The organism is Pseudomonas sp. D3-10 (assembly GCF_051132175.1).
Taxonomy (GTDB): domain Bacteria; phylum Pseudomonadota; class Gammaproteobacteria; order Pseudomonadales; family Pseudomonadaceae; genus Aquipseudomonas.
Genome location: NZ_CP071668.1, coordinates 2,215,293 through 2,227,568 on the forward strand (window position 1 = coordinate 2,215,293; position 12,276 = coordinate 2,227,568).

12 protein-coding genes are annotated in these 12,276 nt (G+C 61.7%); 6 read left to right on the plus strand and 6 right to left on the minus strand.

All coding sequences use genetic code 11. The annotated features are described in order from the left end of the window. The first annotated feature begins 91 nt into the window (after window positions 1-91). Window positions 92-1,180: an SMP-30/gluconolactonase/LRE family protein gene (locus J3P90_RS10205; protein ID WP_434676262.1), complete on the plus strand. Its 1,089-nt coding sequence runs from the start codon at window positions 92-94 to the stop codon at window positions 1,178-1,180. Between the two features lie 134 nt (window positions 1,181-1,314). On the opposite strand, the gene J3P90_RS10210 is transcribed toward J3P90_RS10205, so the two are convergent. After that, the gene (locus J3P90_RS10210; RefSeq protein ID WP_420765898.1) at window positions 1,315-1,755 is read right to left on the minus strand and encodes a hotdog fold domain-containing protein; all 441 of its coding nucleotides are present in this window, start codon (window positions 1,753-1,755) and stop codon (window positions 1,315-1,317) included. 162 nt (window positions 1,756-1,917) lie between these two features. On the opposite strand from J3P90_RS10210, the gene J3P90_RS10215 reads away from it, so the two are divergent. Further along, the gene (locus J3P90_RS10215; protein WP_420765899.1) at window positions 1,918-2,535 is read left to right on the plus strand and encodes a TetR/AcrR family transcriptional regulator; all 618 of its coding nucleotides are present in this window, start codon (window positions 1,918-1,920) and stop codon (window positions 2,533-2,535) included. 4 nt (window positions 2,536-2,539) lie between these two features. Here the strand turns inward: J3P90_RS10215 and J3P90_RS10220 are convergent, their stop codons facing one another. From J3P90_RS10220 to J3P90_RS10235, 4 genes are all read right to left on the minus strand, one after another. After that, window positions 2,540-2,923, minus strand: a complete 384-nt coding sequence (locus J3P90_RS10220; RefSeq protein WP_434559553.1) for a DUF1850 domain-containing protein — start codon at window positions 2,921-2,923, stop codon at window positions 2,540-2,542. Then, window positions 2,920-4,947 (minus strand): TRAP transporter permease, encoded by a 2,028-nt coding sequence (locus J3P90_RS10225; protein ID WP_420765901.1) that lies wholly within the window; start codon window positions 4,945-4,947, stop codon window positions 2,920-2,922. The genes J3P90_RS10220 and J3P90_RS10225 overlap by 4 nt, the downstream gene beginning before the upstream one ends. A gap of 78 nt (window positions 4,948-5,025) precedes the next feature. Further along, on the minus strand, window positions 5,026-5,979 hold the full coding sequence (locus J3P90_RS10230) for a TAXI family TRAP transporter solute-binding subunit (protein WP_434676263.1): 954 nt from the start codon (window positions 5,977-5,979) through the stop codon (window positions 5,026-5,028). Window positions 5,980-6,074: 95 nt separating this feature from the next. Next, complete coding sequence (locus J3P90_RS10235) at window positions 6,075-7,085, minus strand: LacI family DNA-binding transcriptional regulator (RefSeq protein ID WP_434676562.1); 1,011 nt, start codon at window positions 7,083-7,085, stop codon at window positions 6,075-6,077. 174 nt (window positions 7,086-7,259) lie between these two features. Here J3P90_RS10235 and J3P90_RS10240 point away from each other — a divergent pair, with 174 nt between their 5' ends. The 3 genes from J3P90_RS10240 to J3P90_RS10250 all read left to right on the plus strand — a co-directional run bounded on the left by J3P90_RS10240 (window position 7,260) and on the right by J3P90_RS10250 (window position 10,982). Next, entirely contained in the window at window positions 7,260-8,435 is a 1,176-nt protein-coding gene (locus tag J3P90_RS10240) for a Gfo/Idh/MocA family protein (protein WP_434676264.1), read from the plus strand. Further along, window positions 8,432-9,511, plus strand: coding sequence for a sugar phosphate isomerase/epimerase family protein (locus tag J3P90_RS10245; protein ID WP_434676265.1), 1,080 nt, complete (start codon window positions 8,432-8,434; stop codon window positions 9,509-9,511). Before J3P90_RS10240 ends, J3P90_RS10245 begins: the two co-directional genes overlap by 4 nt. A gap of 238 nt (window positions 9,512-9,749) precedes the next feature. Further along, window positions 9,750-10,982: a nucleoside permease gene (locus J3P90_RS10250; RefSeq protein ID WP_420765905.1), complete on the plus strand. Its 1,233-nt coding sequence runs from the start codon at window positions 9,750-9,752 to the stop codon at window positions 10,980-10,982. Window positions 10,983-11,000: 18 nt separating this feature from the next. Here J3P90_RS10250 and J3P90_RS10255 read toward each other — a convergent pair whose 3' ends face one another. Further along, window positions 11,001-11,657 (minus strand): polysaccharide lyase family 7 protein, encoded by a 657-nt coding sequence (locus J3P90_RS10255; protein WP_420765906.1) that lies wholly within the window; start codon window positions 11,655-11,657, stop codon window positions 11,001-11,003. Window positions 11,658-11,905: 248 nt separating this feature from the next. Between J3P90_RS10255 and J3P90_RS10260 the strand changes: the two genes are divergently transcribed. Continuing rightward, complete coding sequence (locus tag J3P90_RS10260) at window positions 11,906-12,241, plus strand: hypothetical protein (RefSeq protein WP_420765907.1); 336 nt, start codon at window positions 11,906-11,908, stop codon at window positions 12,239-12,241. Window positions 12,242-12,276: the final 35 nt, after the last annotated feature.

A 12,276-nucleotide genomic window follows, 5' to 3' on the forward strand; every position in this document is an offset into this window, starting at 1 on the left:
CATGATGTCACCGTGTTTTACACCTTGTACGATGTCCTATCAGAGAGTAAAACAATCTTCCCCGTCCAATAATAATTAACGGAGACGTACGATGGATGCTTCGCAACCTGCAACCGCCGATCAGGGGCGCCGGATTTTCTTGAAAAAATCCCTTGTGGTCTCGGCCGCCGCCGCGACGCTGGGAAATCTTCCCGGGCTCGCCCAGGCCGCGCCTTTGAGCCAGCGCTATCCAGACCCTCTGATCAATATCCTCGACCCCAGCTTCATGGACTTGCGCATCTTCAATGCCAGCGTCGAGAAGCTCGCCGATGGCTTGCGCTGGGCGGAAGGGCCGGTGTGGATCGGTGACGGTCGTTACCTGCTGGTCAGTGACATCCCCAACAACCGCATCGTGCGTTGGGACGAAGTCACCGGAGGTTTGTCGGTGTACCGCGAGAACTCGAACTTCTCCAATGGCATGTGCCGCGATCGCCAAGGACGGTTGCTGGTCTGTGAGGGCTCGACCACGTCCACCGAAGGGCGGCGTATCACCCGTACCGAACACAACGGCACCATCACCGTGCTGGCCGACAGTTTCGACGGCAAGCCATTGAATTCGCCGAATGACATCGTCTGCAAGCGGGATGGCTCGATCTGGTTCACCGACCCGCCGTTCCAGACCGGCAATAACTATGAGGGGCATAAAGTCACCCCGGCGCAGCCCCACGCGGTGTACCGGATCGACGGCGCGACCGGCAAGCTCAGCCGGGTGATCGACGATTTGGCGGGGCCGAATGGCTTGTGCTTTTCCCCGGATGAAAAAATCCTTTATGTGGTCGAAGGGCGGGCCAAGCCGAACCGTCTGGTCTGGGCGATCACGGTCAAGGACGACGGCACCCTGGGCGAGCGACGCAAGCATATCGAAGGGCTCGACTATGCGGCCATCGACGGCATCAAGTGCGACGAGAGCGGTAACCTCTGGTGCGGTTGGGGCGGGAATGGCGACCCCAAGGCCGACCTGGAGAAACTCGACGGCGTGCGGGTATTCAATCCCGAGGGCAAGGCCATCGGGCACATTTCGTTGCCGGAACGCTGCTCCAACGTCTGCTTTGGCGGGCGAGAGGGCAACCGGCTGTTCATGGCCGGCAGCCACTCGCTGTACTCGCTGTTCGTGAACACCCGAGGAGCCACCTTCGCCTGACCCTCAGGCACCACCAATGACTGGCTGGGGGCTTGAGTTGCCATTGCGATTGCTGCGCAATCGAGCGGGAGCAAGCTCCCTCGCCACGAACATCTAGCTTTCATCGATAAAGGGCGTCCCCGACGCCCCCGATTTCAACCCAACTTCACGTTCATGGTGATCTGCGCCGTGAATACTTTCTTGCCCTGCGCATCATGAATGTCCACCGGCACGACCTTGTCGCCTTCGGTCTGCCAGTCCACCTCGTCGCCGTTCGCGACCGCCGTCACGTCGCTCTTGGCCTTGGCCAGGTATTGCACGGTCATGCCTTTGGGAATCCACCGGGCGCCGTCGGGGATGGAAACGTTGGTCATCATGCCAGCGGCGAGCTCGGCGGCGTTGCACATGGCGATGGCGTGGACGGTGCCCAGATGATTGGTGATTTCCTTGCGAAACGGCACCTGCACGGTCGCCGCGCCTTGGCGCAACTCTGTGACCAGCGGGTTGATAGTGGAAAAGTACGGTGCCATCTGACAGGCCATTTTGCTGAAAGCATCCGGACCTGCGCTGTTGAACATACCGAGAACCTGATTCATGTGAAGCCTCGCTGACAAGTGGGGTTACGGAATAGTATTCTAATAAAGAATAATATTCTGTAACAGAACGGTATTCTGTCGGCGGCGAATCTGTCAAGCTGTGCCCACTTCGTCACGGGCAGCCAGTGCCCGGTCCCATCCAAAAAATCGGTTATGCCAAGCATGGAAACAGCAGATCTACTCGAACGCGCCTTCCCCGGCAGAAGGGCTGAACTCAAGCGCGATATCTTTCGCAAGGCCCTGGCGCTGTTCAACGAGCAGGGCATCGAGGCGACCACCATTGAAATGATCCGCACCGAATGCCAGACCAGCGTCGGTGCCATCTACCATCATTTCGGCAACAAGGAAGGCTTGGTGGCGGCGCTGTTCTTCACCGCCCTGGACGATCAGGCGCGTTTGCGCGAGCAATATCTGTCCGAAGCAACCACCGCCGAGCAGGGCGTGCAGGCGTTGATCCATAGCTACGTCGATTGGGTGGACAGCCAACCCGAATGGGCGCGTTTCCAGTATCACGCGCGCTTTGCGGTGACCAAGGGACCGTTCAAGGACGAACTCGCCAGCCGCAACACCTCACGCAACGGTCAGCTTTGGCAGTGGTTGAGCGCGGCAGAGCAGGGCGAGGCGCTCAAGCGCTATCCCGCCGAGTTGATGTTTTCGTTGATCATCGGCGCGTCTGAAAGTTATTGCCGGGCATGGCTGGCGGGGCGGGTGCCCTCCAGCCCGAAGGCGCACCGGGAATTGTTGGCGCAAGCGGCGTGGCGTTCCATCAGCGCTGACTGAGCGATCACTGCGGGCAGCTCCACAATTCCACGGCCGGTTGTTGTGCATCGGGCGGTCCCAGCCAGTGCGCCATGGGTTGGCAAACGCCGGCATGACACAGTTGATAATCACCGGCCTGGGGCGTGCGACCGAGCTTCAACGGTTGCAGCGGTGGCAGTTCGCGGTGATATCGCCAACTGCCATTTTCCAGCCGTGCGCCTTCGGGAATTTCCATCCCAGCGCCGTTGCCCTTGACCCTGGCCTCACCCAGGATCAGGCCCTGTTCGCTGACCCGGTAGTCCTCCTCCCAGCGGATCTTCTCGATGGTGTGATTCCACGCCAACGTAAACTCGCTGAGTTCGAGTTGCGCCCAGACCACGCCGGACAGGCCCAGGCACAAGCCAATCACGCCAAGGCCCGCCCGACACGCCGGGCGCGCCAAAGGTGTTGCCCGATCAACAGCGCACCCAGGGCGAAGCCGATTTCATCGGTCAGCGGCAAGGCAACCACCAGCAATGCACCGGCGGCGAAGCACATCAGACGCTCCCAAATGGGCATTTTCTGTTGCATGTAACCGGTAGACGCCATGCCCCATAGTCCGATTGCCAGCAACGTCTTGACCAGCATGTAGGCAGTCATCCACAGGTTGTCGCCCTGGAGCATCAGCGCCGGGTTGTACACCGTCATGAACGGAATAACGAAGCCGGCGAGGGCGATGCGCACCGCCCAGAAGCTGATTTTCAGGCCGCTTTCCCGGGCAATGGGCGCGGCGGCGAAGCAGGCCAGGGCCACGGGCGGGGTCAGGTCGGCGAGGATGCCGAAATAGAACACGAACATGTGCGACACGATCAGCGGCACGCCCAATTCCAGGAGCGCGGGCGCTGCAATCGAACTGGTGATGATGTAGTTCGGAATGGTCGGGATGCCCATGCCCAGCACCAGGCAAGTGAGCATGGTCAGCAGCAGCGACAGGAACAGGTTGTCCTTGCCGATCGCCAGGATGTAACCGGCGAAGGTGGACGCCACGCCTGTCAGCGACACCACCGCGATGATGGTGCCGACCAAGGCGCAGGCGATCCCCACCGGAACGGCGTGCCGAGCGCCATCCACCAATGCGTGCAGGCAGATGACCAGGGTTTCCCGAGTGCCTTTCATGAACCAGCAAGCCACCACCAGCACGCCGATCACCGCGAACACGATGCCGATGCCCATCCGGAAGAATCCGACGCACAGAATGCCCAGCGCGACCCAGAAGGCGCAGCGCAAGGCGTAGCTCGAGACTTTGAGGATGATCGCCGAGCCGAGAATCACGATGGCCGTCAGTGCCAGCCCGACCATGCCGGAAAACAACGGCGTGCGTCCGGAAAACAGCAGATACACCAGCACCCCCAGCGGGATCAGCAGGAACCAGCTTTCCTTGACCGCGCCCCAGGCGCTCGGGCATTGATCCTTGGGCAGGCCCTTGAGGTCGGAGCGCTTGGCTTCCAGGTGAACCATCCAGAACACCGAGCCGAAATACAGGCACGCCGGGATCAACGCGGCCTTGGCGATTTCCACGAACGGCACGTTGATGGTCTCGGCCATGATGAACGCCACCGCGCCCATCACCGGCGGCATGATCTGGCTGCCCATGCTCGACGTCGCTTCCACGCCGCCGGCAAACGCCGCCTTGTAGCCAAAGCGTTTCATCAGCGGAATGGTGAACTGCCCGGTCGTCACCACGTTGGCGATACCCGAGCCGGTGATGGTGCCCATGAGCGCCGATGACACCACCGACACCTTCGCCGGACCGCCAAGCTTGTGACCGAACAGGCCCATGGCGAAATCGGTGAACAGCTTGATCATGCCGGCCTTTTCCAGGAAGGCGCCAAACAGGATGAACAGGAAAATGTAGGTGGCCGATACGTAGGTCGGCGTGCCGTAGAGCCCTTCGGTGCCGAAGGACAGTTGGTTGACGAGCTGATCGACGCCGTAGCCGCGATGGGCCAGGTCGCCTGGCAGGTGTTCGCCGAACAGGCCATAGGCCAGGAACAGGCCGCAGATGATCGGCAGCGCGATGCCCATCACTCGCCGCGCCGCCTCGAACACCAGCACGATCAGGACGACGCCGACGACCATGTCGGCAGTCGTCAGGTCGCCGGAGCGCTGGATCAGGTCGGCCTCGAACACCCATTGATAGAGTGCCGTGGCCATCCCCGCCAGCCCCAACGCCCAGGCCAGGGGTTGCCATGGCCTTTGCTTGCCGTGGGCCGGGTAGCTCAGAAACACCACCCACAGCAGAAAGCCCACATGCACCGCCCGCAACACAATGCTGGAAACTGGTGAGAAGGCTGCCGTGATGATTTGAAAGATGGAAAACAGCAACGCCACGTAGAACAGCGTCTTGGGCCAGTCCCGCGGGTCCGTGGCGATGCCGTGCTGGTCTTCACTCATGAGATGCCTGCCTGTTGTCGACTTGCGGATGCGAAACGCAATGCTGCAACGGCGCCGAGCGCCGTTGCAGTCCAGGGGCTATAGCGCGCCCACTTCCTTGTAGTAGCGCTCGGCACCGGGGTGCAGGGCGATCGGCAGGTTCTTCGCGGCGTTCTTCAGCGAGATGTCCTTGGCCGCTGAATGGGAGGTGCTCAGGCGGGTGAGGTTGTCGAACATCAGCTTGGTCATTTGGTAGGCCACCTCATCCGGGACATCCTTGTGTGTCACCAGGATATTGGTGATGGCCACGGTGGGCACGGCCTCAGCCTGGCCGTCGTAGGTGTTGGCGGGGATCATCGCGCTCTGGTAGGCCGGGTTGCCGATTTTGTCCACCACGTCGGTGGGAATCGACACGTAGTTCAGCTTCATCGTTGACGCCAGGTCACGAATCGCCGCCATGCCCAGGCCAGAGGATTGCAGGGTGGCGTCCAGTTGGCGGTTCTTGATCAGGTCGACCGACTCGGCGAAGGGCAGGTATTGGACCTTCATGTCGTTGTAGGTCAGGCCGGCCGCCTTGAAGATCGCCCGGGCGTTGAGTTCGGTGCCGGATTTAGCCGCGCCCACGGAGACGGTTTTGCCCTTGAGGTCTGCCAGGGTCTTGATCCCCGATTCCTCGCTGGCAACGATCTGGATGTAATTGGGGTAGGCGCCCGCAATCGCTCGCAGTTTGGTGAGCGGTGCCTTGAAGCCGGCATCCTCCACGCCGTTTTTCGCATCGGCGACCGAGTCGCCCAAGGCCAGCGCCAGCTCCCCGCGCCCGGCTTGCAGCAGGTTGAGGTTCTCCACCGACGCCTTGGTGGCCTGGACCGACGTTTTGGAGCCCTCGATGCCGCTGCTGTAGATCTGTGAAAGCCCGACCCCGATCGGGTAATACACTCCGCTGGTGCCCCCGGTCAGGATGTTGATGAACACCGGTGGAGCCGCATGAGCGGCGGTGGTGACCGCCAAGGCTGCGGCGGCGGCCAGGAAGGTGAAGCGCTTGTTGACTCGCATTGGGAACTCTCCGTCTTGTTATGGCTTTATGCAGAGTCCCCCCACTGTAGTCGAAACGTGCTTGATGGCGAATAGGCAGTTAACGGTATGTCGGATTAAACAAGGTGGCTGCCTGGGGCCGCGCTACTGCCGCGCACGGTCAGCTCGAACGGTAGGCGCACGTGTCGCTGGGTGATGGGCTTGTTCTCGATCAAGGCGATCAACATGTCCACCGCTTTCTGGCCGAAGGTTTCGGCCGGTTGGGAGATGGTCGTCAACGGCGGGTCGCAATACGCGGCAAACGGAATGTCGTCAAAACCCACCAGGGAAATATCCTCGGGCACCCGCAACCCCGTCTGCTTGATGCGCTTGAGCGCGCCGATGGCCATTTCGTCGTTCTCGCAGAACAGCGCGCTGGGGCGTTCGGCCAAGGCGAGCATTGTCCCGGCTCCTTCGTAGCCGGCCTTGAGAGTGAAATCCCCGTGGCAGATCAGTTCAGGTGCAAGGGCGATACCGGCGTTGCGCAGGGCGTCCTGGTAACCGGCCACACGGTCCAGGGTCAGAGGGCTGCTGCGCGGGCCTTTGATGATGCCGATGCGCCGGTGGCCAAGCCCGATCAGGTGCTCGGTCATGGCGCGCGCCGCGCTGCGGTTATCCAGGCTGATGGTCGGGTAGGGCGCGTCCTTCACCACTTCGCAGGCGTTGACCAGCGGTAGCGCGTCGGTGCCGGGAGGCAGGGAGACGAAGGGGTCGCCGGCGCGCAATTGGATCACGCCGTCGGCCTGATGGGCGTAGACCAGGGCAGCGAATTCCTGCTCGATGGCTTCGCGGCCCTGGGTGTCGCACAGCAGCAGCCGATAACCGGCCGCTTGCGCCGCTTGTTGGGCGCCGCTGATAACCCGGGCGAAGAAAGTGTTGGCGATTTTCGGCACCAGGATCACCAGGTTGCCGGTACGTCGGGAGCGAAACTGCACCGCCATCAGGTTCGGTCGATAACCGGCTTGCAGCACGGCTGCGTTGACCTTGTCCCGCGTCTGGGGCAGCACCCGCTCCGGGGACTTGAGTGCTCTGGACACGGTTGCCACCGACACGCCGGCCAGCCGGGCCACTTCACGGATATTGGACAAATTCACCTCGATTCGGCGCCTTGAAAACAGGCATGACCGCGAGCTTACCGCAGGTTCGATAGCTGACAAACGCTCATCGGCGATGCAAGGGGTTTGACACGGGGCAAAACCGAGCCTAGATTCCCGTCATGATGTAACCGGTTACATCAACGATCCGGACAGAAGAGAGTCGCGATGAATCCTGTAGCACCCAAAATAAGAATGGGCTTCGTTGGCGGTGGGGAGGGTGCGTTCATCGGCCAGGCCCATCGCCAGGCGGCGGGCCTGGACGGCGGTTTCGAGCTGGTGTGCGGCGCGTTCAGCCGCGACCCTCACAACAATCGACAGACCGGTGCGGCCCTGGGGCTCGCCGCGTCCCGTTGTTACCACGACTGGCAGCAGATGCTCGACGCTGAAGCGTTGCTGCCGCTGGACCAACGCATGGAATTGCTGGTGATCGTCACGCCCAATCACCTCCATGCACCGATTGCCAGCCAGGCGTTGAAAGCCGGTTTCCACGTGTTCAGCGAGAAACCCGCCGCGCTGAACCTCAAGCAGTTATTGGCCCTCAAGGACGTGTTGCAAGGCAGTCGTTGCCTCTACGGCCTGGCCCACACCTACCTGGGTTATCCGATGGTCTGGCAGGCCCGTGAAATGGTTCGCTCAGGCCTGATCGGCAAGGTGCGCAAAGTATTCGTCGAGTACCCCCAAGGCTGGCTCAGCCAGGACGTCGCCGCCCAAGGCAACAAGCAGGCCGAGTGGCGCGATGATCCGGCCCAGTCCGGGTTGGGCGGTTGCATCGGCGACATTGGCACCCATGCGTTTTCCCTGGCGGAGTTCGTCGCGGACCAACCCATCCAGCAACTCTGCGCCACCCTGGGCACCCATGTTCCGGGGCGGCAGCTGGACGATGACGCAGCGATGCTCTTCAAGATGAAGGACGGCGCCACCGGCGTGTTGCTGGCCAGCCAGGTCTGCACCGGCGAAGAAAACCCGCTGAAGATCCGCGTCTATGGCGACAAGGGCGCGCTGCAATGGCGCCAGGAAGAGCCGTCGAGCCTGATCCACCGCGCCTTCGACCAACCGCTGCGCATTCTGCGCGGGGGTGTCGGCCAGCCTTGGCTGTGCGAGGAGGCGACTCAGCGCATGCGTCTGCCGGCGGGGCATCCGGAGGGTTATCTGGAGGCGATGGCCAACCTGTACGGCGATTTTGCGCGGGCCATTCGGGCGCGGGTGGAAGGCCCGGACGTTCCTGGCGTACCCGGCATCGAGACCGGTTTGCGCGGCATGGCGTTTATCGAGACGGCCCTCATCAATCACCGGGGCGACACAAAGTGGACCGCGCTGGAAACCGGAGAGTCGCAGCTGTGAATACACACGACCAAACACCAGGCGGCCTGCGCGGGCCGGCGATCTTCCTGGCGCAGTTCATGTCAGATGAAGCGCCGTTCGATACCCTGGCGGACATCGCCCGATGGGCCGCTTCGCAAGGCTACAAGGCCATCCAATTGCCGACCCTGGGCACGCGTTACATCGACCTGGCCCGGGCCGCCGAGAGCCAGGATTATTGCGATGAACTCACGGCCACCTGCGCGGCGGCCGGCGTCGAGATCAGCGAGTTGTCGACGCACCTGCAAGGGCAACTGGTGGCGGTGCATCCGGCGTTCGACGCGCTGTTCGATGACTTCGCCCCGGCCCACCTGCGCGGCCAGCCTCAGGCGCGCACCGAGTGGGCCATCGAGCAATTGAAACTGGCGGCTCGCGCCAGCCAGCGCCTGGGCCTGAAGGCCCACGCGACGTTTTCCGGAGCTTTGTTGTGGCCCTACATGTACCCGTGGCCGCAGCGGCCCGCAGGACTGGTCGAGCAAGGTTTCGCCGAACTGGCCCGGCGCTGGCTGCCGATCCTCGACTGCTTCGACGCGGCCGGCGTGGACCTGTGCTACGAGATCCACCCTGGCGAAGACCTGCATGACGGCGCCTCGTTCGAGCGCTTCCTGCAAGCCGTCGATCATCATCCACGGGCCGCCATTCTCTACGACCCCAGCCACCTGCTGCTGCAACAGATGGACTACCTGGGCTTTATCGACCGCTACCACGGGCGCATCCGGATGTTCCACGTCAAGGACGCCGAATTCCGCCCCGACGCCCGCTCCGGTGTCTATGGCGGCTACCAGGGCTGGGTGGACCGCCCCGGCCGGTTCCGTTCCCTGGGCGATGGGCAGATCGACTTCAAGGCGATTTTCAGCAAGCTGACCCAATACGGCTTCGACGGCTGGGCGGTTCTGGAATGGGAATGCTGCCTGAAGGATTCGCAACAGGGGGCGGCCGAAGGCGCGGCGTTTATCCAGCGGCACATGATCACCAGGACGGCCAAGGCGTTCGATGATTTTGCCGGGGTCACGGCGGATGAGGCATCCAATCGGCGGTTGTTGGGGTTGTCTGGGTAACGGCTGATCGCAGAAGCCTTGTGGCGAGGGAGCTTGCTCCCGCTGGGTGGCGAAGCCGCCCCAAATACAATGTTCCAGGCAGACCGCGTTGCCTGGTTTTACGACTGCTGCGCCCGAAGCATTGGACCGGCCGAGCGGGAGCAAGCTCCCTCGCCACAAAAGCAGGCCACAAAAAGCAGGCGGCAACAGCAGCGCACGACTTTGTTTCAACAAAAACAACAACAAGACGGTGACGGTCATGACGACGATGTACGCACGCCTCAGCACGATGATGTTCCTGCAATTCTTTATCTGGGGTGGCTGGTTCGTCACCCTCGGCACGTTCCTGTCCAACACCCTGGGCGCCAGCGGCGAGCAGGTCGGCAGGGCCTTCGCCACCCAGTCCTGGGGCGCGATCATCGCGCCGTTCGTGATCGGCCTGATCGCCGATCGCTACTTCAACGCCGAGCGCATCCTGGCGGTGTTGCACCTGGTGGGCGCGGTCTTGTTGTACCGGTTGTATTCGGCGGTGGACTTCAGCGCGTTCTACCCGTTCGTGCTGGCTTATATGGTGATCTACATGCCGACGTTGGCCCTGGTCAATTCCGTGGCCTTCCGGCAGATGCGCGACCCCGCGCTGGAATTCTCGCGGATTCGAGTCTGGGGCACCCTCGGTTGGATCCTCGCCTGCGTGGTGATCAGCTATGCGTTCGCCTGGGATTCACGCGAGTCGATCTCAGCGGGCGGCCTGCGCAATACTTTCCTGATGGCCGCGGTCGCTTCGCTGGTCCTCGGGCTCTACAGCTTCACGCTGCCCGCCACGGCACCGCTCAAGGAGCAGGCGAGCACCCGCGGCATCAAGCAGTCCCTGGGGCTCGATGCGTTGGGCCTGCTCAAGGATCGCAGCTACCTGGTGTTCTTCATCGCCTCGATCCTGATCTGCATTCCCTTGGCGTTTTATTACCAGAACGCCAACCCGTTCCTGGCCGAAACCGGGATGACCAACCCGACGGCGAAAATGGCCATCGGGCAAGTCTCCGAGGTGCTGTTCATGTTGCTGTTGCCGCTGTTCATCCAGCGCTTCGGCATCAAGTTGGCGTTGCTGGTGGGCATGCTGGCGTGGGCGTTGCGCTACGTGTTGTTTGCCTATGGCGATAACGGTGAGCTGGCATTCATGCTGTTCATCGGCATCGCCCTGCACGGCATCTGCTACGACTTCTTCTTTGTCTCGGGGCAGATCTACACCGACGCCAAGGCGCCCAAACACCTGCGCAGCTCGGCCCAGGGCTTGATTACCCTGGCGACCTATGGCGTGGGGATGTTGATCGGTTTCTGGGTGGCGGGGCAGGTGACCGATCACTTTGTCGTGGCAGGCGGGCACGATTGGAAAAGCATCTGGCTGTTCCCGGCCGGTTTTGCGCTGGTGGTATTCGTGTGTTTCCTGCTGACCTTCAGTGGTCGGCAAGGGGTCGTGGCACCGTCCGAGGCATGAGCAAGGGCAGAACGTCAGTCACTTGTGACTGACGCTCAGCTTGGTGTACGTCACTTTCCCGCCTTCGTTGGAGTAACCCTTGTTGTCCAGCGTGTAGACGCCGGCCTTGAAATAGAAGTCGTAGCCGTACCAGGACTTGTCGAGCTTCACCTTTTTGCCACTGTTGCCGATCAGCACCGAGAGCTGGCCTTGCTTGTCCATCTGCAGCGTATAGGAGAAGGACTTGTTCAACGGCACCTTGGGCACGGTGTAGATCACCGGGCTTTTCTTGTCCTTGGGCTTGACCCGGTATTCCACGTCAATGTTGCCGGTGCCCTTTGCATAGCGGTAAACCAGTTTCAACAACGGCGTCGGCGCATTCTTGGCGTGAATCTGCGCCACCACTACACGGCCTTCCGAAGGCACCTGGTTGACCGTCAATTCACCCTTGAGGGTGTTGACGCCACTGTTGTAGCGCCAGTTGCGGTGTTTCCCGTCCCGGCTGGTTTCCCGCAGTTCTGAGCGCGGGTAATCGCTGTTACCGGTATGAGAGCCGGTGACGGGGGCCCAGAAGACAATCCTCTGGCCGTTATTGTCGAAATACTTGTTTTTCAAACTCGGCATGGCTTTGGTCGCCACGACCTGCGCGGGCGTTTGCACCGGCAGGGTGACGCTCCAGACCGTCACGTCAATCATGATGAAACCCTCCAACGGGACCGGCCGCTATCTGGCGGCCGTCAAGACAAAAAACAGCCTTCCGTGGCGTAGTCTTGATGTTATCGACGAGGGCGTGTTTCGCTGGAGGCGTACCTGACGGATGGCTCTGTGATAAGCCCCTCAGGCCGAAAAACCGGGCAGGTTATCCTGTGTCATTTTGTTGCTGATCGGGTAGAGTACGCGCCGCCCGAGAGATGGATCCCGGGCGTTTTCCCATGGAGCGTCAAATGAACCACCTCAGCAAAGTTGTCGCCTGCGCACTGTTTGGCCTGGTCCTGGCGGGTTGCACCGGCACCCCGATGAAGACCCAGCAATACGACAGCAGCCAATACACCGTCGTCGGTCACAGTGAAGCCAAGGCCACCGGCCTGCTGCTGTTCGGCGTGATCCCGATTCGCCAGAACAACCGTTTCGTGCGCGCCCAGAACGCAGCGATCCAGGCCAAGGGCGGCGACGCCATGATCAACACCCAAGTCCAGGAAAACTGGTTCTGGGCCTGGGTCCTGACCGGTTACACCACTTCGGTTTCCGGTGATGTGGTCAAGCTGAAGAACGTTCAGTAAACCCAAGCGTTAAAGGTAGGCGAGCTTACCTGTGG